The 24,219-nt window shown below is 72.5% G+C and carries 22 protein-coding genes; 19 read left to right on the forward strand and 3 right to left on the reverse strand.

Annotated features, from left to right (window positions below):
• Nucleotides 1-99 precede the first annotated feature (99 nt).
• The 8 genes from AAD528_RS01035 (at nt 100) to AAD528_RS01070 (ending at nt 8,884) form a co-directional block, all read left to right on the forward strand.
• Entirely contained in the window at nt 100-825 is a 726-nt protein-coding gene (locus AAD528_RS01035; RefSeq protein WP_345750185.1) for a phosphotransferase, read from the forward strand.
• Between the two features lie 209 nt (nt 826-1,034).
• Nucleotides 1,035-1,613, forward strand: coding sequence for a crossover junction endodeoxyribonuclease RuvC (gene ruvC, locus AAD528_RS01040; RefSeq protein WP_345750728.1), 579 nt, complete (start codon nt 1,035-1,037; stop codon nt 1,611-1,613).
• Between the two features lie 27 nt (nt 1,614-1,640).
• Nucleotides 1,641-2,261: a Holliday junction branch migration protein RuvA gene (gene ruvA, locus AAD528_RS01045; RefSeq protein ID WP_345750186.1), complete on the forward strand. Its 621-nt coding sequence runs from the start codon at nt 1,641-1,643 to the stop codon at nt 2,259-2,261.
• Nucleotides 2,254-3,285 (forward strand): Holliday junction branch migration DNA helicase RuvB, encoded by a 1,032-nt coding sequence (ruvB, locus tag AAD528_RS01050; protein ID WP_345750187.1) that lies wholly within the window; start codon nt 2,254-2,256, stop codon nt 3,283-3,285. The genes ruvA and ruvB overlap by 8 nt, the downstream gene beginning before the upstream one ends.
• An 88-nt stretch (nt 3,286-3,373) precedes the next feature.
• The gene (locus AAD528_RS01055; RefSeq protein ID WP_345750188.1) at nt 3,374-3,790 is read left to right on the forward strand and encodes a preprotein translocase subunit YajC; all 417 of its coding nucleotides are present in this window, start codon (nt 3,374-3,376) and stop codon (nt 3,788-3,790) included.
• Nucleotides 3,791-3,838: 48 nt separating this feature from the next.
• Nucleotides 3,839-5,584 (forward strand): protein translocase subunit SecD, encoded by a 1,746-nt coding sequence (gene secD, locus AAD528_RS01060; protein WP_345750189.1) that lies wholly within the window; start codon nt 3,839-3,841, stop codon nt 5,582-5,584.
• Nucleotides 5,584-6,558, forward strand: a complete 975-nt coding sequence (gene secF, locus AAD528_RS01065; protein WP_345750190.1) for a protein translocase subunit SecF — start codon at nt 5,584-5,586, stop codon at nt 6,556-6,558. Before secD ends, secF begins: the two co-directional genes overlap by 1 nt.
• 76 nt (nt 6,559-6,634) lie before the next feature.
• On the forward strand, nt 6,635-8,884 hold the full coding sequence (locus AAD528_RS01070) for a RelA/SpoT family protein (RefSeq protein WP_345750191.1): 2,250 nt from the start codon (nt 6,635-6,637) through the stop codon (nt 8,882-8,884).
• Here the strand turns inward: AAD528_RS01070 and AAD528_RS01075 are convergent.
• From AAD528_RS01075 to AAD528_RS01085, 3 genes are all read right to left on the reverse strand, one after another.
• Nucleotides 8,863-9,408 (reverse strand): type IV toxin-antitoxin system AbiEi family antitoxin, encoded by a 546-nt coding sequence (locus AAD528_RS01075; protein ID WP_345750192.1) that lies wholly within the window; start codon nt 9,406-9,408, stop codon nt 8,863-8,865. The two genes, AAD528_RS01070 and AAD528_RS01075, sit on opposite strands and share 22 nt — an antisense overlap.
• 83 nt (nt 9,409-9,491) lie before the next feature.
• Complete coding sequence (locus AAD528_RS01080; protein WP_345750193.1) at nt 9,492-11,219, reverse strand: DUF349 domain-containing protein; 1,728 nt, start codon at nt 11,217-11,219, stop codon at nt 9,492-9,494.
• An 81-nt stretch (nt 11,220-11,300) separates the two neighbouring features.
• Nucleotides 11,301-11,645, reverse strand: coding sequence for a dioxygenase (locus AAD528_RS01085; protein ID WP_345750194.1), 345 nt, complete (start codon nt 11,643-11,645; stop codon nt 11,301-11,303).
• 210 nt (nt 11,646-11,855) lie between these two features.
• Between AAD528_RS01085 and AAD528_RS01090 the strand changes: the two genes are divergently transcribed.
• From AAD528_RS01090 to AAD528_RS01140, 11 genes are all read left to right on the forward strand, one after another.
• A complete protein-coding gene (locus AAD528_RS01090; protein WP_345750195.1) occupies nt 11,856-13,214 on the forward strand; it encodes a replication-associated recombination protein A in 1,359 nt (452 codons plus the stop codon).
• 160 nt (nt 13,215-13,374) lie between these two features.
• The gene (locus tag AAD528_RS01095; protein WP_345750196.1) at nt 13,375-14,331 is read left to right on the forward strand and encodes an efflux RND transporter periplasmic adaptor subunit; all 957 of its coding nucleotides are present in this window, start codon (nt 13,375-13,377) and stop codon (nt 14,329-14,331) included.
• Complete coding sequence (locus AAD528_RS01100; RefSeq protein WP_345750197.1) at nt 14,328-15,068, forward strand: ABC transporter ATP-binding protein; 741 nt, start codon at nt 14,328-14,330, stop codon at nt 15,066-15,068. The genes AAD528_RS01095 and AAD528_RS01100 overlap by 4 nt, the downstream gene beginning before the upstream one ends.
• Entirely contained in the window at nt 15,065-16,333 is a 1,269-nt protein-coding gene (locus AAD528_RS01105; RefSeq protein WP_345750198.1) for an ABC transporter permease, read from the forward strand. Before AAD528_RS01100 ends, AAD528_RS01105 begins: the two co-directional genes overlap by 4 nt.
• A 19-nt stretch (nt 16,334-16,352) precedes the next feature.
• Nucleotides 16,353-17,666, forward strand: coding sequence for an acyltransferase family protein (locus tag AAD528_RS01110; RefSeq protein ID WP_345750199.1), 1,314 nt, complete (start codon nt 16,353-16,355; stop codon nt 17,664-17,666).
• 75 nt (nt 17,667-17,741) lie between these two features.
• The gene (gene rpsD / locus AAD528_RS01115; protein ID WP_345750200.1) at nt 17,742-18,371 is read left to right on the forward strand and encodes a 30S ribosomal protein S4; all 630 of its coding nucleotides are present in this window, start codon (nt 17,742-17,744) and stop codon (nt 18,369-18,371) included.
• 110 nt (nt 18,372-18,481) lie between these two features.
• On the forward strand, nt 18,482-18,682 hold the full coding sequence (locus tag AAD528_RS01120) for a hypothetical protein (protein WP_345750201.1): 201 nt from the start codon (nt 18,482-18,484) through the stop codon (nt 18,680-18,682).
• A 95-nt stretch (nt 18,683-18,777) separates the two neighbouring features.
• Nucleotides 18,778-21,438 (forward strand): alanine--tRNA ligase, encoded by a 2,661-nt coding sequence (gene alaS / locus AAD528_RS01125; protein WP_345750202.1) that lies wholly within the window; start codon nt 18,778-18,780, stop codon nt 21,436-21,438.
• Nucleotides 21,435-21,902 (forward strand): Holliday junction resolvase RuvX, encoded by a 468-nt coding sequence (ruvX, locus tag AAD528_RS01130; protein WP_345750203.1) that lies wholly within the window; start codon nt 21,435-21,437, stop codon nt 21,900-21,902. The genes alaS and ruvX overlap by 4 nt, the downstream gene beginning before the upstream one ends.
• Before the next feature lie 8 nt (nt 21,903-21,910).
• Entirely contained in the window at nt 21,911-23,365 is a 1,455-nt protein-coding gene (gene mltG, locus AAD528_RS01135) for an endolytic transglycosylase MltG (RefSeq protein WP_345750204.1), read from the forward strand.
• Nucleotides 23,362-24,216, forward strand: coding sequence for a shikimate dehydrogenase (locus AAD528_RS01140; RefSeq protein ID WP_345750205.1), 855 nt, complete (start codon nt 23,362-23,364; stop codon nt 24,214-24,216). Before mltG ends, AAD528_RS01140 begins: the two co-directional genes overlap by 4 nt.
• The last annotated feature ends 3 nt before the right edge of the window (nt 24,217-24,219 follow it).

A 24,219-nucleotide genomic window follows, 5' to 3' on the forward strand; every position in this document is an offset into this window, starting at 1 on the left:
TCGCCCGCTCGCGCCGCCCCATCCGGTCATCCGGGTGGGGCGGCGTCGTGTCTCCGGCCGGTCCGGTCTTCGGGGGCGCCGTCTCGCTACGGTGGAGCGGTGGACGAGGTGATCCTGACCGGCGGCAACATGATGCCCGTCGTCCGGATCGGCGACACCGTCCGGCGCGAGACCGGGCCGTGGACCCCCGCGGTGCACGCGCTGCTGGACCGCTGCGAGGCGGCGGGCGTCGAGGGCGTGCCGCGCGCCCGCGGCGTCGACGAGCGCGGCCGGGAGGTCCTGAGCTTCGTGCCCGGCGACGTGCTCGCGGACGCGGCGGCAGAGATCCTGTGGTCGCGCGACGTGCTGGTGGAGGCCGCGCGGCTGATGCGTCGCATCCACGACGCCGGTGCCGGGCTCGTCGGCGCTCCGCTGAGCTGGCGGGCGCCCGCGCACGCGCCCGCCGAGGTGATCTGCCACAACGACTTCGCACCGTACAACCTGCTGATGAGCGGCGGCACGCTGGCGGGAGCGATCGACTTCGACTTCGCCTCGCCCGGTCCCCGACTGTGGGACGTCGCGTACCTGGCGTACCGGATCGCGCCGCTCGCCGAGGACGCGCCGGGCTTCGATCCGGAGAGGTTCGGATCGCCCGTCGCCCGGGTCGGCGAGCTCGTGACGGCGTACGGCGCCGACTGGTCGGCGACGGAGGTCCGCGCCGCGGCGGCGGCCCGTCTGGACGAGCTCGCGGCCTTCACCGAGGACCGCGCCGCCGACACCGGCCGCGCCGATCTCGCGGTCCACGCCGTGATGTACCGCCGCGACGCCGGCCTGCTGCGCGACTGAGCAGCCGCGCTTCGAGCGCCGGGCGGGTGCGGGATCCATCCGATCCCTCCCGCCGTGGCGGGGCGGCCGCCCGTGTGCAGGCCGGATGTGACGGGTGAGGGCTCGTGGGGCTCGTGAGCCTGCGCCGGGGCTGACGGGCCTGTAAGCGGGCGGGTGCGGCGGTGCGCGTCGGGGGTGGGGGAGGGCGCGCCTATGGTGGGCGGGTGAGCATGCTGCGCGTCCTCGGGATCGACCCCGGCCTGACCCGATGCGGTGTCGGCGTGGTGGACGTGGCGCGCAACCGCACGGCGACGCTCGTGCACGTCGGCGTGGTGCGCTCGGCGGCCGAGATGCCCATCGCGGAGCGGCTCGCGACCATCGCGCGAGGCATCCGCGAGGTGCTGGACGCGCACGCGCCCGACGTGGTGGCCGTGGAGCGCGTCTTCGCGCAGCACAACCTGCACTCCGTCACGGGCACGGCGCAGGCGAGCGGCGTGGCGCTGATGCTCGCGGCCGAGCGGGGGATCCCCGCGGCCACGCACACGCCGAGCGAGGTGAAGGCCGCCGTCACGGGATACGGATCCGCCGACAAGCGGCAGGTGCAGACCATGATCCAGCGCGTGCTGCGGCTCGACGCGCTGCCGCAGCCCGCCGACGCCGCCGACGCGCTCGCCCTCGCGCTGTGCCATGCGTGGGGCGGCGGGGTGTCGGCGCAGGCGCATGCGGCGGACACGTCGCTCACCCCCGCGCAGCGCGCGTGGGCCGAGGCGGAGAAGCGCTCGCGCGGGTCGCGTGTCGCTCGAACATAGGTGCGAACCCGCACGTAGGCTGTCGGCATGATCTCCTCCCTGCGCGGCACCGTCCTGCACGCCGCCGCCGACAGCGTCATCGTCGAGGTGGGAGGCGTGGGGTTCTCCGTGGCGGTGCCGCCGGACGTCGCCCGCACCGCCCGGACGGGGGAGACCCTGGCGCTGCACACGAGCCTGATCGTCCGAGAGGACGCGCTGTCGCTGTTCGGCTTCGCCACGCGCGACGAGCTCGAGGTGTTCGGCACCATGCTCACGGTCTCGGGCGTCGGCCCGAAGTCCGCGCTCGGCGTGCTGTCGGCACTGACGGTGGATCAGATCGCGGCCGCCGTCGCGGAGGACGACGACAAGCCCTTCCGCCGCGTGTCGGGCATCGGGCCCAAGACGGCCAAGCTCATCGTGGTGCAGCTGCAGGGCAAGCTCGCCCCGCCGGCGCCGAGCGCCGCGTCCTCGAGCGCGCCCTCGGACGTCACGGATCGCGTGGTGCAGGCCGTCGCGGGCCTCGGCTGGCCCGAGCGCGTGGCCGGGGACGCCGTGGCGCAGGCTGCGGAGGGCGCGTCCGAGGCGGACCGCGCGTCGGTGCAGGCGCTGCTGCGCCTGACGCTCGCGCTGCTGGGACCGGCCAAGCCCGCGGGAGTCGCGCGTGGCTGACGACGACGTGACGCGGCCCGAACCCATCGACGAGGCCGAGCTCGCCGTCGAGGGCGCGCTGCGCCCCGGCAGCCTCGCGGAGTTCGTCGGCCAGCACAAGGTGCGCGGCCAGCTGCAGCTGCTGCTCGACGCCGCGCGCATCCAGCAGCGCCCGCCGGACCACATCCTGCTCGCGGGGCCTCCCGGGCTCGGCAAGACGACGCTCGCGATGATCGTCGCGCACGAGAGCGAGCGGCCGCTGCGCCTGTCGAGCGGCCCGGCGATCCAGCACGCGGGCGACCTCGCCGCGCTGCTGTCGAGCCTGACGCCCGGCGAGGTGCTGTTCATCGACGAGATCCACCGGATGGCGCGCTCCGCGGAGGAGATGCTGTACCTCGCGATGGAGGACTTCCGCATCGACATCATGGTCGGCAAGGGCGCGGGCGCCACGAGCATCCCGCTCGACCTGGCGCCGTTCACGCTCGTGGGCGCCACGACGCGCTCCGGCATGCTGCCGAACCCCCTGCGCGACCGCTTCGGCTTCACGGCGCACCTCGAGTACTACGAGCCGGCCGAGCTGGAGCGCGTGGTCGAGCGCTCGGCCGCCGTCCTCGGCGTCGAGCTCGGCTCGCCGCAGCGGGCCGAGATCGCGCGGCGCTCCCGCGGCACGCCGCGCATCGCGAACCGCCTGCTGCGCCGCGTGCGCGACTACGCGCTCGTTCACGCGGGCGGCGACGCGGCCGCCCTCGACGACGTGCGCGCGGCGCTCGAGCTGTACGACGTGGACGCGATCGGGCTGGACCGGCTGGATCGCGCGGTGCTGGACGCCGTCGTCCGGCGGTTCCGCGGCGGCCCCGTCGGGCTGTCGACGCTCGCGGTCACGGTGGGCGAGGAGCCCGACACGGTCGAGAGCGTGGTCGAGCCGTACCTCGTGCGGATCGGCTTCATGGGCCGCACCCCGCGCGGCCGCGTCGCGACGCCCGAGGCCTACGCGCACCTCGGCGTGCCGCACGCGGACGGGGCGCTGAAATTCGATGACCTATAATCGCTGAAGGTCTGGCGGCTTCCGCCGATTTCCCCTCTCTCGCGCCGATGACGGCGCGTGCGCCCACGCGAAAGGCTCTCCCCGCCCCATGGAAAACATCCTGCTCCTGGTCGTCCTGGTCGCGCTGCTCGTCTGGATGTTCTTCAGCTCGCGCCGCCGGCAGCAGAAGATGCGCGAGGAGCAGAGCCGCAAGGCGGAGCTCATGGTGCCCGGCGCCCGCGTCATGACGCGCTCGGGCCTGTTCGGCACGCTCGTCGACTACGACAAGGAAGACCTCTCGAAGCCCGCCCAGGTGGAGATCGCCCCGGGCGTCGTCGTGGAGCTGCACACGCAGTCCGTCGACCTCGCTCCGGAGACCGCGGACGCCCCCGTCGCCGACGAGCCCCTCGAGTCCGAGACGGCCGCCGACGCGCAGCCCGGCACCTACACCGTGAACGGCGCCGAGACCGACGAGCTGCCCGGCTCGGGCACCTCCACCGACAAGGGCGACGACAAGAAGGACTGAGCCGGAATCCGGCTCGTCCACCTCCCGCTGCAGAAAGCTGACCCGTCCGTGGCGACATCCACTCCTGCGCGCCGTGCCTGGCGCGTCCTGACCGGCCTGCTGGTCATCACCGCCGTCCTCTTCGGCGCCAACGCCCTCGGCGTGCACGTCATCAAGGGCGGCACCTGGATCCCCGAGCTCGCGCTCGACCTCCAGGGCGGCACCCAGATCGTGCTCGAGGCGCAGACCGAGGGCGCAGAGCCGTCGGCCGAGCAGCTCACGCAGGCGGTCGCGATCATCCGCCAGCGCGTGGACGCCTCGGGCGTCGGCGAGTCGGAGATCTCGACCCAGGGATCGAAGAACATCGTCGTGCAGATCCCCGGCAACGCGGACGAGCAGACGCGCGAGCGCATCCAGGCCAGCGCCCAGCTGCAGCTGCGCGCCGTGATCTTCGCGAGCGGACCCACGAACACGTTCGTGGGCGAGGACGGCGAGGAGACGCCGTACCCGGCGCCGGATCCCTCTCTCAACGCGACCCCGACGGCGGAGCCCTCGGACGGATCCGACCCGAACTGGGTCAGCGAGCGACTGTTCGCCGAGTTCCAGGCCTACAGCTGCGCCGACGAGGGCAACGACCCGTCGTCCGCTCCGGCCGACCAGCCGCTCATCACGTGCGACATCGAGAATGCGCAGAAGTACATCCTCGGTCCGGTCGAGATGGACGGCTCGTCGATCTCCGACGCGACCAACGGCGTCGACCCGCAGACCGGCGTGTGGAGCGTCAACCTCGAGTTCGACCAGGATGGCGCGCAGACCTTCGGCGGCATCAGCGAGCGGCTGAACGCGATCCGCCAGATGGCCGAGCAGGCGGGGCAGAACGACCCGCGCAGCCAGTTCGCCTTCGTGCTGGACGGCCGCGTGATCTCGGCGCCGACGATGAACGCCGTCATCACCGACGGCCGCCCCAGCATCTCGGGCAGCTTCGACCAGGAGACATCGAAGTCGCTCGCCGACCAGCTGAAGTTCGGCGCGCTGCCGCTGAGCTTCGAGGTGGTCAGCTCCGACACGATCTCCGCGACCCTCGGCACGCAGCAGCTGCAGAGCGGTCTGATCGCGGGCCTCATCGGCCTCGTGCTCGTCGGCCTGTTCGTCGTGCTGGTGAGCTATCGCGCGCTGGGCTTCGTGATCATCGCGTCGCTCGTCGTGATGGCGGTGCTGACGTACATCCTGCTCTGCCTGCTGTCATGGCGTCTCGGCTACCGCCTGTCGCTCGCCGGCGTCGCGGGCCTGATCGTCACGATCGGCTTCACGGCCGACTCGTTCATCGTCTACTTCGAGCGCATCCGCGACGAGCTGCGCGACGGCAAGGCCGTCACGGTCGCCGTCGAGGACGGCTGGGCGCGCGCCAAGCGCACGATCTACATCTCGAAGTCGATCAACGTGCTGGCCGCCGTGGTGCTGTACATCCTGGCCGACGCCACCGTGAAGGGCTTCGCGTTCACGCTGGGTCTGACCACCCTGCTCGACGTGCTGATCTTCGTGATGTTCACGCACCCGGTCATGCAGCTGCTGGTGCGCACGCCGTTCTTCGGCGGCGGGCACCCGCTGTCGGGGCTCGACCCGACGGCCCTCGGCGCCGTGTACCGCGGTCGCGCGGCGTTCCGTGCGCCGGTCGCCGCGGGCGGCCGCGCGCAGCGCTCGCGCGGTGAGGCCGAGCGCCGCCAGACCATCGCCGAGCGCAAGGCCGCCGAGCTCGCGGCGTCGCAGAACGGATCGAACAAGGGCGCCGCGCGCGCCGAGGAGGTAGGCGACTGATGCGCTCCATGGCCGAGGTCGGCAACGACCTCTACACGGGCAAGACCTCCTTCCCGTTCGTCGGTCGCCGCCGGACGTGGTTCATCGTCGCGATCGTGCTGGTCGTGCTCTCGGCGCTCGCGCCGTTCGTCCGCGGCGGCTTCCAGTTCTCGGTCGAGTTCACCGGCGGCTCGCAGTTCCTCGTCTCGGCGCCCGCCACGGTCGACCAGGCGCTCGCGACCGACGCGGTCGAGGAGGCCGTGCCCGGCACGACGACGAAGGTCGCCACGGTCAACGAGCGCGACATCCGCGTGCAGACCTCGCAGCTGAGCGACGAGCAGACCCACGCCGTCACGAACGCCCTCGCCGAGGCGTACGAGGTGGAGCCCGACGAGGTGACCGCGTCGTTCATCGGATCGACGTGGGGCCAGGACGTCACCCGGCAGTCGCTGTGGGGCCTGGCGATCTTCCTCGCGCTGACGTTCCTGATCCTGGCGATCTACTTCCGCACCTGGAAGATGTCGGCCGCGGCCATCATCGGCCTGATCGACGTGCTGATCGTCACGGTCGGCATCTACGCGCTGTGCGGCTTCGAGATCTCGCCCGCGGCCGTCATCGGCTTCCTGACGATCCTGGCGTACTCGCTGTACGACACCACGGTCGTGTTCGACAAGATCCGGGAGAACACGACCGAGGATGCCGAGGCATCCGGCCGCACGTTCGGCGAGTCGGTGAACCTCGCGGTGAACCAGACGCTCGTCCGCTCGATCAACACCTCGGTCGTGGCGGCCCTGCCGGTCGCGGCGATCCTGTTCATCGGGGCGTTCTGGCTCGGTGCGGAGACGCTGTCGGACATCTCGCTGTCGATCTTCGTGGGCATCATCGTGGCGACGTACTCGACGCTGTTCGTCGCCGCCCCGCTGTACTCGCTGTTCCGTGAGGGCGAGCCGGCGATCCGCCAGGCCGACGAGAGGGTGCTCGCCGCACGTGGCTGAGCCTGACCCCGCCCCGGTCCGGCGTAGGATTGACGGATCCGCATGGCGGGCCGGTGAACGTGGGAGGGGGCGCGGCATGGCTGACTCCGTGACGACCACGACGCCGAGTCTGCGGCGCCTGGTGCCGCGCATCTTCTCGCGCGCCGCGCGGCACGCCGACCTCACGCGCCTGATCACGACCGTGCGCGCGAATCACCCGCGCGGCGACCTGGCGATCGTGGAGCGCGCGTACGCGGTGGCCGAGGAGAAGCACCGCGGCCAGAAGCGTCAGAGCGGCGAGCCGTACATCACGCACCCGCTCGCCGTCGCGCAGATCCTGGCGGAGCTGGGACTCGGGCCGCGGGCGATCGCGGCCGCGCTGCTGCACGACACGGTGGAGGACACCGGCTATCCGCTCGCCGAGCTGCAGGCCGAGTTCGGCGACGAGGTCGCCCTGCTTGTCGACGGCGTCACGAAGCTCGACAAGGTCAAGTACGGCGAGAGCGCGCAGGCCGAGACCGTCCGCAAGATGATCGTCGCGATGTCCAAGGACATCCGCGTGCTGGTCATCAAGCTCGCCGACCGCCTGCACAACGCCCGCACGTGGGGCTTCGTGCCGCCCGAGAAGGCGAAGAAGAAGGCCACCGAGACCCTCGAGATCTACGCCCCGCTCGCGCACCGCCTGGGAATCCAGACGATCAAGTCCGAGCTCGAGGACCTCTCGTTCGCGGTGCTGCACCCGAAGATCTACAACGAGATCGACAGCCTCGTGAAGCAGCGCACGCCGCAGCGAGAGCAGTACATCCAGAATGTGATCGACGACGTCAGCCGCGACCTGCACGAGCTGCGGATCCGGGGCACGGTCGCGGGGCGTCCCAAGCAGCTGTACTCCGTGTACCAGAAGATGGTCGTGCGCGGACGCGAGTTCGACGACATCTACGACCTGATCGGCATCCGCGTGATCGTCGCCACGGTGCGCGACTGCTACGCCGTGCTCGGATCGATCCACGCGCGCTGGCGCCCGCTGCCCGGCCGCTTCAAGGACTACATCGCGACGCCGAAGTTCAACCTCTACCGCTCGCTGCACACCACGGTGATCGGACCCGGCGGCCGCACGGTCGAGATCCAGATCCGCACCCACGAGATGCACCAGCAGGCCGAGTTCGGTGTCGCGGCGCACTGGAAGTACAAGGAGCGGATGGCCGGCGGCAAGACCGTCGCCGACCCGAAGTCGATCGACACCGACATGGCGTGGCTCGCCCGCATCTCCGACTGGGAGTCGGAGACGAAGGACCCGGGGGAGTTCCTCGACTCGCTGCGCTTCGAGATCGGCGCGAAGGACGTCTACGTCTTCACCCCGAAGGGCAAGGTCATCGGCCTGCCGTCCGGTGCGACGCCCGTCGACTTCGCGTACGCCGTGCACACCGAGATCGGGCACCGCACGATGGGCGCCAAGGTCAACGGGCGCCTCGTGCCGCTCGAGTCCACGCTGAGCTCCGGTGACGTCGTCGAGGTGTTCACCTCCAAGAACCCCGACGCGAGCCCCAGCCAGGACTGGCTCACGTTCGTCAAGAGCACCCGCGCCCGCAACAAGATCCGGGGCTGGTTCACCAAGGAGCGCCGCGACGAGGCGATCGAGCAGGGCAAGGACGCGATCGCCCGCGCGATGCGCCGGCACCACCTGCCGCTGCAGCGGCTGAAGGAGTCGCTGCAGGACGTCGTCGAGATCATGCACTACGAGGACGTCTCGGCCCTCTACGCCGCGGTCGGCGAGGGGCACGTCTCCACGCAGTCGGTGCTCGAGAAGGTCACGGGCCTGCTGCAGGCGAACGAGGAGCCCACGACCGAGCAGGTCGAGCTGCCCCCGACCGTCAGCCAGCGCCGCCCGCGCGGCGGCGACTCGGGCGTGCTCGTGCGCGGCGCGGACGACATCCTGGTCAAGCTCGCGAAGTGCTGCACGCCGGTGCCGGGTGACGAGATCGTCGGGTTCATCACGCGCGGCAGCGGCGTCTCCGTGCATCGCGCCGACTGCACGAACGTCCAGTCGCTCAAGGCCGATCCCGAGCGGATGGTCGACGTCTCGTGGGCGCCGACGACCAAGAGCGTGTTCCTCGTGCACATCCAGGTCGAGGCGCTCGACCGCTCGGGACTGCTGTCGGACGTGACGCGCGTGCTCACCGAGCACCACGTGAACATCCTGTCGGCGACGGTCTCCACCACGAAGGAGCGCCTGGCGCTCAGCCGCTTCGTGTTCGAGATGGGCGACGCCGTGCACCTGGATCGCGTGCTGAACGCCGTGCGCCGGATCGACGGCGTGTACGACGTCTACCGCGTCACGTCGTCCTGAGCCGCCGCGAGGCGCGCGAGGAACGCCATCGCGGGCTGTCGGCCGGGGAAGCGCCGGTGCGCGAGGAGCCAGCCGTGCGCCTCGGCCACGAGTTCCGGCGTGGCCAGGCGCCGAGCGGCGCCGGCCGAGACCGCATCGGACGCCTCGCGCGCGAGCTCGACGAGCGTGCGCGCGGGACTCGCGACGCGCACGCCGCCGAGGGCGACCGTGTCGGCGGCGTCCAGCGGCGTGTCGCGGAACCGGATGTCGCGCCGCACCGGCCGCGAGACGCGGTGCGCACCGCGCTGGACGTGGTGCACCGCGGGCGGCAGGCCGAGCGCGCCGTGCACCCACGCGGCGGACAGGCCGATGGCGACGAGGCCGTCGCCCAGCAGCGGGCGCAGGCTCGCGGCGCGCAGCGCGGGCGACTCGAGGGCGTCGGCCGGCGCGAACCCGTCGCCGATCGGGGCGAGCTCGCCGTCGAGGCGCGCGGCGGACAGCTCTGCGGGGGACAGGATCTCGTGCGGGAAGTGGACGCGGGGCATACGGGCAGTGTGCCCGCAGACGCCAGGGGCGCGCGGCGCGGTGTGGATAACCGGTGCCACGCGCCCCTGGCGGATCTCAGGCGTCAGCCGCCGATGGCCTTGAGCCAGGCGCGGCGGGCGTCGAGCGCCTCGAGGGCCGCGGTCTCCGCCCTCTTGTCGCCCTTGGCCCGCGCGGCCGCGAGCTCCTTCTCGAGCTTCTCGATCGCGTCCTCGAGCTGACGCGTCGCGTCGTTCGCGCGCGCCTTGGTCTCGGGGTTGTTGCGCTTCCATTCGACCTCTTCGCGCGAGCGCAGGTCGGACTCGATCTTGCGCATCTGGTCGTCGAGGCCGCGCTCGACGTCGCGGGGGAAGATCCGGCCGACCTCGTCCCAGCGGCGCTGGATGCCCGTGAGCAGCTGGCGGGCGCGCTTCAGGTCGGCGGTGTCGCCGACGACCCCGGCTTCCTCCAGCAGTGCCTTGCGGGCCTCGATCCGCGGGGCCGACTCCGCCTGCTCGGCGGCGTCGCGCTCGGCGCGCGCGCCGTACAGCGCGTCGCCCGCGGCCTTGAAGCGCGCCCAGAGGGCGTCGTCGACCTTGCGGCCGGCGCGGCCCGCGGCCTTCCACTCGTCGAGCAGGGCGCGGTACGCCGGGATGCCGTCCTCGCCCTTCGGCGCGAGGGCCTCGGCGCGCTCCAGGATCCGGGTCTTGGTGTCGCGGGCCGACTTGTGGGTCTCGTCGAGGTCGGCGAAGAACGCGCGGCGGTGGCGCTCGACGGTCGAGCGCGCATCGCGGAACCGCTTCCACAGGGCCTGGCCCGTGGACTTCGGCAGGCGCGGCGCCGACTGCTGGTGCTGCTGCCACTCCTCGAACGCGGCGTTCAGGTCGGTGGTGGCCTGCTTCCACTGCACGGACTTCGGGTCGCGCGCGGCGAGCGCCTCGACGCGCTCCACGATCGCGGTGCGCTGCGCGACGGCCTCGTCGACCGCGGCGCGGTGGGCGGCGGCCTCCTCGGCGCTGGCCTCGGCCAGCGAGTCGGTCAGGGCGTCGAGCAGGTCGGTCAGGCCCTTGATGTCGCCGACGACCGCGGCGCCGACCACCTCGTCCTTGAGCTTCTTCGCCTGGCCGCGCAGGTCGGCGGCCGAGGCGCCGCCGCGGAGGCGCCGCTGGGCGAGCGTGCGGACGCGCAGCGCGAGGTCGTCGAACTTGCGCTTGTAGTAGGCGAGCGCCTCGTCCGGCGTGCCGTCCGGGTACTCGCCGACCACGCGCCACTCGTCGCCCTCGCGCACCGATACGACGCCGGCCTCGTCGACGCGGCCCCACTCGGTGGTGTCCGCGGGCTCGGCGGGGACCGCGGGCTTGGTGGGCGCGGCGGGGGTCGCCGACTTGGTGGGCGCGGCCGGGACCGGGGCGGGGGCGGCCGGCTTCGGCGCCTCGGGCTCAGCCTCGGCCTCGGGGCTGGCTGTGGCCTCGGGCTCGTCGGCGCTCCCGGCCTCGGGCTCGGTCGTGGCCGCTGCCTCGGCCTCGGGGCTGGTTGCGGCCTCGGGCTCCGTCGTCGCCTCTGCCTCGGGCTCCGCCGTCGCCGGTGCCTCGGGTTCCGCCGGGGTCGGGTCCGCGTCGGCGGGCTCGGCCGTCTCCGGGGTCTCCGCCTCTGCGGGCGTCTCGGCGTCGGCCTGGGCCGTCTCCGTCTCGACGGGCTCTGCCGCAGCGGCTTCGTCGGCGGCGGGCGCGGCGGCCTCGCTCTCGATGCCCTCGGGCGCGGTCTCGGCGACCTCTGCGGCGTCGTCGCCGGCGGTGGTCGGATCTTCAGCGGGGGTGTGAGCGTGACTCGTCACGGGGAGGCTCCTTGCGCGGTGACCGCGGGAGGGGACAGGACGCGCCCCAGCCTAGTACGCCGCCGAACGGGCGGCCGGGCCTCAGCCCTCCGGCGTCTCGGTGGGCTCCGGTGCCTCCGTCGGGGCGGGCGATCCCGTGTCGGTCGGCGCGGGAGTGCCGGTGATCGCGGGGCCGGGCGTGTCGGTGACCGCGGGCGTCTCGGCGGGGGCGGGGGCCGCGCCGGGGCCGACACCGTAGAACAGCGCCTGCCCGCCGATGGCGGCGGCGATCACGACGCCGGCCACGCTCGTCGCGAGGACGTTGTCGCGGCGGCGGCGGTGGTCCTGCGTCTGGTGGTGCTGTACGCGCGCCGCGTACAGACGCGACCGCTCGCGCGCCTCGCGCTCGGCGCGCTCCCGTGCGGATGCCTTGCCCCCTGCGGCCATGACTCGCGGATCCTCTCGACGGGCGCCGGGCGGCGCCTCCTGCAGAGCGGGATCGAGCCTACGCATGTCCACCGTGCACGTCGAAATCGACACGGGCCCGCGGCAGATGACCGAATGCGCCCGAATCCGGGCGGGAGTTCGGGCCGGCCGGGTCAACCGCGGCGTGGGGTCCCGGCCGCCGATGTCGGAGGCGGCGCATAGCCTGTAGGGATGGCAGGCGGGACGAACGGGGCGGCGAGCGGCTCGCTCATGGGCGGCGGCCGCGGTCTCACGCCGCTGGCCGTGCGGATGCGGCCCACGTCGCTCGACGAGGTCGCGGGCCAGGCGCACCTGCTGCGGCCGGGCTCGCCCATCGTGGCGCTCGCCGATCCGGAGGCGCAGGCGCCGGGCACGGTGTCGGTGATCCTGTGGGGTCCGCCCGGAACGGGCAAGACGACGCTCGCGCAGGCCATCGCGCGCTCGTCCGGCCGCCGCTTCGTCGAGCTCTCGGCCATCACCGCGGGCGTCAAGGACGTGCGCGAGGTCATGCAGGAGGCGCTCAACCAGCGCGACCTGTACGGGCAGTCCACGATCCTGTTCCTGGACGAGATCCACCGCTTCACGAAGGCCCAGCAGGATGCGCTGCTGCCGGGCGTCGAGAACGGCTGGGTGATCCTGATCGCCGCCACCACCGAGAATCCCTCGTTCTCGGTCATCTCGCCGCTGCTGTCGCGGTCGCTGCTGCTCACGCTGCAGCCGCTCACGGACGAGGATCTCGGGCGGCTCGTCGACCGCGCCGTGACGGATGCGCGCGGGCTGGGCGGCGACGTCGAGCTCGAGGCCGAGGCGCGGGCGGCGCTCATCCGGCTCGCGTCGGGCGACGCACGTCGCGCGCTGACCGCGCTGGAGGCGAGCGCGGGGGTGGCGGTCTCCGAGGCGTCGGAAGGCGCCGACAGGCCGGCCGTCACCGCCGAGCACGTGGCCCAGGCCGTCGACCGCGCGCTGCTGCGCTACGACCGCCAGGGCGACGAGCACTACGACGTCATCAGCGCGTTCATCAAGTCGATCAGGGGCTCCGACGTCGACGCCGCGATGCACTACCTCGCGCGCATGATCGAGGCGGGGGAGGATCCGCGGTTCATCGCCCGGCGTCTCGTGATCTCGGCGTCCGAGGACATCGGCCTCGCCGACCCGCAGGCCCTGCAGATCGCCGTCGCGGCGGCCGACGCGGTCGCGTTCATCGGCATGCCGGAGGGGCGGATCCCGCTCGCCGAGGCGACCGCGTATCTCGCGACCGCGGCGAAGTCCAACGCCGCATACAACGCGATCAACGCCGCGATGGCCGACATCAAGGCGGGCAGGATGGGCCCGGTCCCGAAGCATCTGCGCGACGCCCACTATCCGGGCGCGAAGCGGCTCGGGCACGGCAAGGGCTACGTCTACCCGCACGACCACGACCTCGGAGTGGTGCCTCAGCAGTACCTGCCCGACGAGCTGCGCGGGCGGCGCTACTACGAGCCCAAGCCGCACGGCACGGAGCGGGAGGTGGGCGCTCGGCTCGAGCGCCTGCGGAGGATCCTCGGCGACTGACGGAGCGCGGCATCCCGGCCTTCGGGAGCACCGCCCCTGATCCGGGTCAGGGATGCCCCCGGTTTCGTCGCGCGATCCTTGACCCCGCGGCGGCCGTCCGGGAGGGTGAGCACACGTCCCCCCGCTCCATCCCCCCGTTCCCGATCCGAGGTCTGCCCCCATGGCCGTGTTCCGTCGTGTCCTCCTGCCCGTCTTCTGGCTCGCGATCGGCGCCGTCGCGGCTGTCGCTCTCGCGAAGCTCGCCTTCTTCCCCGACCAGACCGTGACGCCCGGCATCGGCGCCGGTGCCGAGCCGACCGGCGCCCTGTCCGAGCCGCAGGTGCCCGTCGAGCGCGGCACGATCGTGAACGACCTGGAGCTGCCCGCGACGGTGTCGAACGATCCCGCGGTCGCCGTCACCGCGTTCAAGGCGGGCGTCGTGGTCGACGTGTTCGCCGCGGAGGGGAAGCAGGTGCAGGCCGGAGCGATCCTCGCGAGCGTGCGCGAGCAGGTCTCGCAGGACGACGGGTCGACGTTCGACCTGTGGAGCGAGATCGTGGCGCCCGCGACCGGCACGCTGTCGGAGCTCTCGCTCGCCCCCGGGCAGGCGATCGCGCCCGCGGACGTGGTGGGCGCGGTCGCGCCGGCGACCTTCCGCATCCAGGGGACCATCGCTCCGGCGGATCGCTACCGGCTGAGCACCGAGCCCACCGAAGCCCAGGTGGCGATCGCCGGCGGTCCCGCGCCGTTCACGTGCACGGGCCTCGTGCTCGAGACGCCGCTCGCCGGACTCACGGCAGAGAGCGCGGAGGGGCCGACTTCGACCACCGTCCGCTGCCCCGTGCCGGACGGCGTGCGCGTCTTCCCCGGCCTCGGCGCGACCATCACGCTCTCGGGCGGCGTCGCAGAGGACGTGCTCGTGGTCCCGATGACCGCCGTCCTCGGATCGAACGAGGCCGGCGTGGTCTACGTGCCGGGGCCGGACGGGACTCCCGAGCAGCGCGAGGTCGTGCTGGGCCTGAACGACGGCGAGGTGATCGAGGTGCGCGAGGGGCTGGACGAGGGCGAGCCCGTGCTCGAGTTCGTCCCGGTGACGCCGGCTGAGGGCGACGAGACCACGGCCGAGGCCCAGGGGTGAACGCGCCGATCCTGCGCGCGCGCGGCCTGACCCGCACGGTCGAGCTGCCGGACGCGGCCGCGCTGCAAATCCTGCGCGGCGTCGACCTCGACGTGGCGGTCGGCGATCACATCAGCATCATGGGGCGCTCGGGCTCCGGGAAGTCGACGCTGCTGAACATCCTGGGTCTGCTCGACGCGCCCTCGGACGGCACGCTCGAGTTCGACGGCGTCCCGCTGCAGCGCATGAGCGCCGGTCGGCGCGACCGCACGCGCGGGCGCGGCGTCGGCTTCGTGTTCCAGCAGTTCAACCTGCTGCCGGGGCGCACCGCGCGCGAGAACGTCGAGATGCCGCTGCTGTACGAGGGGGGCCGCGGCTTCTGGCGGCGCCGTGCCCTCGCCACGGAGATGCTCGAGCGGGTCGGGCTCGGCGCGCGCCTCGACCAGATGCCCGACCGTCTCTCGGGCGGCGAGCAGCAGCGCGTCGCGATCGCGCGGGCGCTCGTGCGGTCGCCGCGGCTGATCCTCGCGGACGAGCCCACCGGTGCCCTCGACGTGGACACGGGCGCCGTGATCATGGATCTGCTCGATGCGATCGCGACGCAGGCGGGCGCCGCTCTCATCACCATCACGCACGATCCGCACGTGGCGGCCCGCGCGCAGCGCGCCTACCGGCTCGCCGACGGCGTGCTGCACGAGACGGTGCCCGTGCTCGAGCCGACCGCGGCAGCCCTGGCCGGAGCGGGGGACGCATCGTGAACGCGCTCGCCTCGATCGCCGGTCCGCTTGCCGAGGCCTGGCAGGAGCTGCGGGTCCACCGCCTGCGGGTGCTGCTCAGCCTCATCGTCGTCGCGGTCTCGGTGGCCGCGTTCACCGGTGTCGTGGCACTCGGCCAGATGCTGTCGCAGGGGTTCGTGGAGCAGATGGAGCGCGGCGGCGGTCGCCCAGCCCTCGTGTCGTTCCAGGCGTACGACGCGGGTGTCGAGGGCAGCGCCCCCGTCGCGGTACCGGGCGCCGTGGACTCGACGGCCATCGACGCGGCCTTCGATCGCACCACCGCGCGCTTCGGCGTGGACTGGAGTGCACGGTCGTCGTGGCTCGACGCGCAGCTGCCGCACGGCGTGTCCGCGGGGTTCCAGGCCACCGATCCCGACTACGGGGTCATGCATCGGGTCCCGATCAGCAGCGGCCGGTGGTTCACGGATGCGGACACGCAGCGGCTCGTGCCTATCGTCGTGATCAACGAGACGTGGTGGCACGCGATCGGATCGCCCGCGATGGAGAGCAATCCGACGGTGCCGCTGCGGCTGTCGGTGTACGGGCCGGATGGCACCCCGACGACCCCCGTGGAGGCGGAGGCGGTCGTCGTCGGAGTGACGACGACCTGCCCGGACCCGGAGTGCTACAGCGGCTTCATCGTCTACGACGACGCGCTCGCGCTCGTCGGCGACACCCTGGCGGCGAACACCAGCCGCGAGGCCTGGATCCCGGTCGACGGCGCGGACGAGCTCATGGAGGCGATGCGGGCGTCCTTCGCGTCGAGCCTCGCGGACAGCATGCAGGTCGACGTGTACCGCAACGACTACCTCTTCCAGCAGGAGCAGGGGTACGACCCGTTCGGCCCGATGTTCCTCGTGCTCGGCGGCATCGCGGCGCTCATCCTGGGTCTCGGAGGGCTGAGCCTGCTGAACATCACGCTCGTGACGGTGCGTCACCGGATCCGCGAGATCGGCGTGCGGCGGGCGTTCGGCGCCACCGGAGCCCGCGTGTTCTTCTCGGTCATGCTCGAGAGCGTCGTGGCCACGGTGATCGCCGGCGGCATCGGCATCGTGGTGGTGATCTTCGCCCTGCGGCTGCCGCTGATCACGGATGCGGTCTTCAATGGACTGCAGGATCCGCCCGGCTTCCCGATGTCGGCGGCCGTCATCGGTCTGCTCGTCTCCGCGGGCGTCGGAGCGCTCGCCGGGCTCGTGCCGGCACTCGTCGCCGTGCGGGTCAGGCCGATCGATGCGATCAGATACTGATCGCCCCGGTGTGAGCGCCATGACCAGACCTCTGCCGCGGATCCCGCCGGACCGCGACCTGTCCGTCGACTTCGTGCGGGCGATCTGCCTCCCGGTCGTGGTCGTGCTGCACGCGCTGCAGATGGGGATCGAGGGATCGCCGCCGCGCGCGTTCAACGCCCTCGCGGACTGGGCGCCGCTCGCGGGCCTGACGTGGATCGGCATGATCATGCCGACGTTCTTCATCGCGGGCGGCTTCGCGGGCATCACGACGTGGCGGCGCCTGCATCACCAGGGCGAGAGCGCGGGGCACTACATCCGGGTCCGCACGCTGCGGCTGGCGCGGCCGGTGCTGTTCGCGATGCTCGCCGTGCTGGCGGCACTGGGCGTCATGGCCTGGTGCGGCGCCGATGCGGAGTTCCTGCGCACGTTCGCGTTCCGGCTCGCGGAGCCGCTGTGGTTCATCGCCGTGTACGCGATCTGCACGTCGTTCGTGCCCGTCATGGCGTTCCTGCACCGGCACTGGGCGTGGCCGACGTTCTTCGGGCTCGCGGCGCTCGCACTGCTGGTCGACGGCGCGGTGCGCCTGCTTCACCTGCCCGTCGGCGCGCTCAACTGGCTGTTCATCTGGCTGTTCGTCCAGCAGCTGGGCTTCGGGGTGCGCGACTCCTGGTACGCGCGCCGCCCGCGATGGGTGCTGGTCGTGCTGACCCTGGCCGCCTACGGCCTGATCGCCGTGGCGGTGTTCGCGCTCGGGTACTCGCCGGACATGATCGCCAACCTCAACCCGCCCACCATCGTCCTGCTGCTGCTCGGCCTCGCGCAGGTCTACCTGTTCACGCTGCTGCAGCCCGCGATCCGGCGGATGATGACGCACCGCGGCGCGCTCGTCTTCGTCGGCGTGCTCGGCACGTACGGGATGGTGATCTACCTGTGGCACACCGTCGCGATGGCGGTCGTCGCGGGCGCGCAGCTCGCGCTCGGCCTGCCGTTCCCGTCCGTGCTGGGTCCGACGTGGTGGGTGACGCGCCTGCCGTGGTTCCTCGCGATCGTCGTCGTGATCGCCGCGTGCTGCGCGATCGTGCCCCGGATCGAGGCGCTCTGGCCGCGGGAGCGCGAGCGCCGGATGCCGCTGTGGGCGGCCCTGACGGCGACCGTCATCCTGATCGCCGCGGTCGGCTGGGTTCTGACTCAGGGATACCTGACGCCGCTCACCGCCGTCGCGGTCGCGCTGCTCGCGGGGACGGTGGGGTGGCTGACCGTCGGCGGTCCGGCGCGATCGGGCCGGTCTGATAGGCTGGATCGGCTCGAAATCCGGGCACATCCCCTTTCGCTTGATCCCTCGGGTGGGTAGACGTACGCCCGAACCGGATGGGAGGGGACTGTACGTCCGAGCGTCGCGACAGCCGCGGCCTCGTGAAAGGAAACCATGGTTACCAAGTCCCAGGACCGCCGGAAGGTGCGCCTGTCGCGCGCCCTCGGCGTCGCGCTGACCCCGAAGGCCGCGCGCTACCTCGAGAAGCGCCCCTACGGCCCCGGCCAGCACGGCCGCACGAAGCGCAAGCAGGACAGCGACTACGCCGTCCGTCTGCGCGAGAAGCAGCGTCTGCGCGAGCAGTACGGCATCCGCGAGAAGCAGCTGCGCATCGCCTTCAACGAGGCTCGCCGCACCGACGGCCTGACGGGTGAGAACCTCGTCGAGCTGCTCGAGATGCGTCTCGACGCCCTCGTGCTCCGCGCGGGCTTCGCCCGCACCACGGCGCAGTCGCGCCAGTTCGTGGTGCACCGCCACATCCTCGTCGACGGCAAGATCGTCGACCGCCCGTCGTTCCGCGTCAAGCCGGGCCAGACCATCGAGGTCAAGGCCAAGAGCGAGGCCATGGAGCCGTTCCAGGTCGCGGCCGCCGGCGGTCACGCCGAGGTGCTCCCGAACGTCCCGGCCTATCTCGAGGTCGAGCTCGACAAGCTCCAGGCGAAGCTCGTCGCCCGCCCGAAGCGCGCGCAGGTCCCCGTGACCTGTGAGGTCCAGCTGGTCGTCGAGTACTACGCGGCGCGCTGATCCATCGCAGCCGTCGAAGGGCATCGGGACCTGGTCCCGATGCCCTTCGTGTTTCGCGTCTACGATGGAACGACGTCGCCGACGCGCGGCCCGGACGGAGGATGGGTGACATGAAGAACGTGCTGTGGTTCCTGCTCGGCATCGTCGGCGGCTTCGTCGCGGCCCACTTCCTGAACAAGGACCCGCGCGGCGCCGAGGTGCTCGCCGACATCGACGCCCGGATCGACGAGTTCATCGACCGCATCGGCGAGGCCTACCGCCTCGAGGAAGCGCGCCACTCCTCGGCGGGCGACGGCACACCCGCCCTCTGAACCCCGCTCGCCCACCGGCCGCCGGCCCGAGGCGGCCGGTCCCGCATGCACAGCCGCCGACGGCGGCCGCACCAGTCAAGGACGAACCACCCCACATGAAGACCGCGGACATCGCGAAGCGCTACCTCGACTACTTCGAGAAGAACGACCACACCATCGTGCCGTCCGCCTCGCTCGTGAGCGACGACCCGTCGATCCTGTTCACGATCGCCGGCATGGTGCCGTTCATCCCGTACCTGACGGGTGTCGTCCCCGCCCCGTACGCGCGCGCCGCCGATGTGCAGAAGTGCATCCGCACGAACGACATCGAGGAGGTCGGCAAGACCGCCCGCCACGGCACGTTCTTCCAGATGCTCGGCAACTGGTCGTTCGGCGACTACTTCAAGGAGGGGGCGATCGCGTACGCGTGGGAGCTGCTGACGTCCTCGGAGGCGGACGGCGGCCTGGGCTTCGCGGAGAAGGACCTGTGGGTCACGGTCTACGAGACCGACGACGAGGCCGCCGACCTGTGGCAGCGCGTCGCGGGCCTGCCCGCCGAGCGGATCCAGCGACTCGGCCGCGAGGACAACTTCTGGACCACGGGCCAGCCCGGTCCCGCCGGCCCGTGCTCGGAGATCTACTTCGACCGCGGCCCCGCGTACGGCCGCGACGGCGGACCGATCGTCGACGACAACCGGTTCCTGGAGATCTGGAACCTCGTCTTCATGCAGAACGAGATCACGAACGTGCGGTCCAAGACCGAGTTCGACATCGTCGGCGACCTTCCGGCGAAGAACATCGACACCGGCATGGGCCTCGAGCGCGTCGCGTTCCTCAAGCAGGGCGTCGAGAACATGTACGAGATCGACCAGGTGCGTCCGGTCCTCGACCTCGCGTCCGAGATCTCGGGCCGCCGGTACGGCAGGGACCACGAGGACGACGTGCGGTTCCGCATCATCGCGGACCACGTGCGGTCCTCGCTCATGCTGCTCTCGGACGGCGTGACGCCCTCCAACGAGGGGCGCGGCTACATCCTGCGCCGCCTGATGCGCCGGAGCGTCCGGGCCATGCGCCTGCTGGGCGTGCACGAGGCGACCTTCCCGGCCCTGTTCGAGGCGTCGCGCGACGCCATGAAGGAGGCGTACCCGGTCGTCGACGCCGACTGGCAGCGGATCTCGTCGTACGCGATCGCGGAGGAGGAGACCTTCCTGCGCACGCTGTCGTCCGGATCCACCATCCTCGACACCGCGGTGCAGAAGACCAAGGCGGAGGGCGGCGCGGCGCTCGCGGGCGACCAGGCGTTCCTGCTGCACGACACCTACGGCTTCCCGATCGACCTCACGCTCGAGATCGCCGAGGAGGCCGGCATCGGCGTCGACCGCGACGGCTTCGACACGCTCATGCAGGAGCAGCGCCAGCGGGCCAAGGCCGACGCGCGCTCGCGCAAGCGCGCGATCGCGGACGTCAGCGTGTACCGCGACTTCCGCGCCCTGGGCGAGACGACGTTCACCGGCTTCACCGACCTCGAGACCGAGAGCCGCGTGCTGGGCGTCCTCGTCGACGGCCTGGCGACGGGTCGCGCGACCGAGGGCCAGATCGCCGAGGTGATCCTCGCGGAGACCGCGCTGTACGCCGAGTCGGGCGGCCAGGTCGCCGACAAGGGCACGATCGTGGGCCCCGGCTACGAGCTCGAGGTGCTCGACGTGCAGCGCCCCGTGCCCGGCCTCATCAGCCACACGGTCGAGGTCACGCGCGGCGAGGTCGCCATCGACCAGCCCGCCACCTCGGTCGTGGACGCCGCCAACCGGCGCGCGGCGCAGCAGGCGCACTCCGCCACGCACCTCGTGCACGCGGCGCTGCGGGACACGCTCGGCAAGGGGGCGACGCAGGCCGGATCGCTCAACCGCGCCGGCTACCTGCGCTTCGACTTCACGTGGGGCCAGGCGCTGAGCGTCGAGACCCGCTCCGAGATCGAGGAGATCGCCAACAACGCCGTGCGCGACAACCTCGAGGTCACCACGCGCGTGCTCTCGCTCGACGAGGCCAAGGCCGCGGGCGCGATGGCGCTGTTCGGCGAGAAGTACGGCTCGACCGTGCGCATGGTCGACATCGGCGGCCCCTGGTCGCGCGAGCTGTGCGGCGGCACGCACGTCTCCTCGAGCGCGGAGATCGGGCTCGTGAGCCTGATCGGCGAGTCGTCCGTCGGCGCGTCGAACCGCCGCGTCGAGGCGCTCGTCGGCCTGGACGCGTTCCGCGAGCTGACCGCCGAGCGCGCGCTCGTGGCCGAGCTGTCCGCGTCGCTCAAGGCGCCGAAGGACCAGCTCTCCGCGCGCATCGCCGAGCTGTCCGCGAGCCTGAAGGCCGCCGAGAAGAAGATCGCCGCCTTCGAGGCGCGCGCCCTCGCCGACCGGGTTCCCGCGCTCGCGCAGACGGCACAGCGCACCGGATCGGTGAACCTCGTGGCCGAGTCGGTCGGCCAGGTCGCCACGGCCGACGATCTGCGCAGCCTCGCCACCTCGGTGCGCGAGCGCCTCGGGTCGGAGCCGGCCGTGGTCGCCCTGACCGGCGTCGCGGGCGACAAGGTGCTGGTCATCGTCGCCACGAACGAGGCCGCTCGCGCGGCGGGCGCGAAGGCCGGCGCGCTCGTGAAGGCGGCGCTCGAGCCCATCGGCGGCCGCGGCGGCGGGCGCGACGACATGGCGCAGGGCGCCGGCTCCGACGCGTCGGGTGTGCCCGCGGCGCTGGACGCCGTGCGCGCGCAGCTGCGGACGGCGTGACCGGCTTCCGGCGCGGCGTGCGCCTCGGCGTCGACGTGGGCAGGGCCCGCGTCGGCGTCGCGCGCTGCGACCCGGACGGGATGCTCGCGGTCCCCGTCGAGACGGTGCCGCGGGACGACCGCTCGATCGCCCGGCTCGTGGAGCTCGCGGCCGAGTACGAGCCGCTCGAGATCGTCGTGGGGCTGCCGCTGAACATGCGCGGCGAGGACACCCTCTCCACGACCGACGCGCGCGAGTTCGCGGCCGAGCTGGCCGGGGCGCAGAGCGCGCCCGTGCGGCTCGTCGACGAGCGGCTCAGCACCGTGTCGGCGCACTCCGCGCTGCGGCAGTCCGGGAGATCTCAGAAGGGTTCTCGTAGCATTGTCGATCAGGTCGCCGCGGTGGTGCTTCTCCAGCACGCCATCGACAGCGAGAAACGCACCGGAGCGGCCGCCGGCAACCCGGCCGGCATTCCCGAGGAGTAGACCCGCAGATGACCGATCCCTCCCGAGACGAGAGCGCCCCGCTGACCCGACGCCAGGCGCGCGAGTCCTCGCGCCCGGCATCGGGCCCGGTGCTGCCGGCCGACGCCGCGCGGGATGTCGACGGCTCTGACGGAGATGCGGCGCACACCCCGATCCGCGCCGAGAGCGCCGTGCCGTGGGACGACGCCGTCTTCCGCGACGTCGGCGCCGGCGCGCCCACCGCCGCGCGCACGGAACCCGCGACCCTCGCCGAGACCGCCGCGCTCACCGCGCAGGAGCCGGCGCCCAGCGGCCCGGAGGCCGCGTCCCTCGAGGACCTGTTCGTGCCCGAGAACACGGTCGACGCCAAGCAGCGCCGCGGCGGCGGCCGAGGCTGCCTCGTGACGTCGATCATCCTGCTGGTGATCCTCGGCGGCATCGTCGGCGGCGGCTTCTACCTCTGGAACACGTACGGCCCGGTGATCCAGGAGAAGCTCGGCTGGGACGGCCCCAACGACTACCCCGCGGGCGAGGCGACCGGCGAGGCGATCATCACGATCGAGGAGGGCGACGGCGGCGAGGTCATCTCGCAGACGCTGTACGAGGCCGGCGTCACGCTGAACTCCGACTCGTTCTACGAGCACCTGATCGGCCGCGAGTCGATCCCGACCTTCTATCCGGGCGTGTACCGGCTCCAGAAGCAGATGACGTCCGAGGCGGTCGTGACCGCGCTCGAGGATCCCGCGACCCGGCTCGAGAACTCCGTCGCGCTGCGCGAGGGGCTGACGGTGGAGGCCACGCTCGAGGCCGCCGCGGCGGGGCTCGACATGCCCATCGAGGAGCTGGAGAAGGCCGCGGAGGATCCGTCGGCCTTCGGCGTCGACGCGGACAGCCTCGAGGGCTGGCTGTTCCCGGCCAACTACACGTTCGACCCGGAGACGGGCGCGGAGGACGTGATCCGCGCGATGGTGGATCGCACGCGCGAGTCGCTCGCCGAGGCGGGCGTCCCCGAGGGCGAGGAGCAGCGGATCCTGACGATCGCGTCGATCATCCAGCGCGAGGGCGGGTCGGCGGACTTCGGGAAGGTCGCGCGCGTCATCCTGAACCGCCTCGACCCCGAGATCAGCGATACCGACGGCCTGCTGCAGATGGATTCGACGGCCCAGTTCGGCTACTGGATGACGCACCCCGACGTGCCCGAGCAGACGACCGCATTCAGCACGCAGGAGCAGCTGGACGACCCCAACCCGTGGAACACGTACGTGCACGCCGGTCTGCCGGCGGGACCCATCGCCAACGCGGGCGACGAGGCCATCGCGGCCGCCATGAACCCGGAGACGGGCGACTGGCAGTACTTCGTGACGGTGGACTTCGAGACGGGGGAGACCCTGTTCGCGGCGACGTACGGAGAGCAGCAGCAGAACGAGGCGAAGCTCCACGCCTGGTGCGACGCGCACCCGGGTCACGCGGGTTGCGGCGGGTGACCGCGACCCGCCTGGCGGTCTGGGGCGATCCGATCGCGCACAGCCGGTCGCCGCAGCTGCACGGCGCGGCGTACGGCGAGCTGGGGCTCGACTGGACCTTCGAGCGCGTGCGCGTCTCGGAGGACGCCTTCGACGGCGTGCTCGCCGGCCTCGATGCGTCGTGGCGCGGGCTCGCCGTGACGATGCCGCTCAAGGAGCGGGCGTGGCGCGCGAGCGCGTGGCGCGACGGCCGCGCCGAGCTGACCGGCGCCGTGAACACGCTCGTGCTGCCGGGCGCCGACGTGCCCCGGCCGGCCGGGGCGGCGCCGGACGCGGTCCTCGGCTTCAACACGGACGTCGGCGGCATCGTCGCGGCCCTCGCGGACGAGGGCATCGCGGAGGCCGCCTCGGTGCGGATCGTCGGGGCGGGCGCGACGTCGGCGTCGGCGCTGGTCGCGGCGTCCGAGCTCGGCGCCCGCCGCGCGGCGATCGTGGCGCGCCGCCCCGAGCGCGCGCGGCCGCTCGTCGACATCGCCCGGCGGCTGGGGCTCGCGAGCGAGGTCGAGGCGTTCGGCGGCCCGCTCGCGGCCGCCGACCTGACGATCTGCGCGCTGCCGGGCGGCACGATCCTGCCCGACGCGCACGCGGATGCGCTGGCCGCCGCGGGCGGGCCGCTGTTCGACGTGGCGTACCATCCGTGGCCCTCGCACCTCGCGAGCCGCTGGGTCGACCGCGCGATCCCCGGGCACGGGATGCTGCTGCATCAGGCCGTGCTGCAGGTGCGCGCGTTCACCACGGGGTCGGTCGACGCGCCGCTCGCGTCGGAGGATGACGTGCGCGCCGCGATGCGCTCGGCGCTCATGGGAGACTGAGGT

The organism is Microbacterium rhizophilum (genome assembly GCF_039605615.1).
GTDB lineage: Bacteria > Actinomycetota > Actinomycetes > Actinomycetales > Microbacteriaceae > Microbacterium > Microbacterium rhizophilus.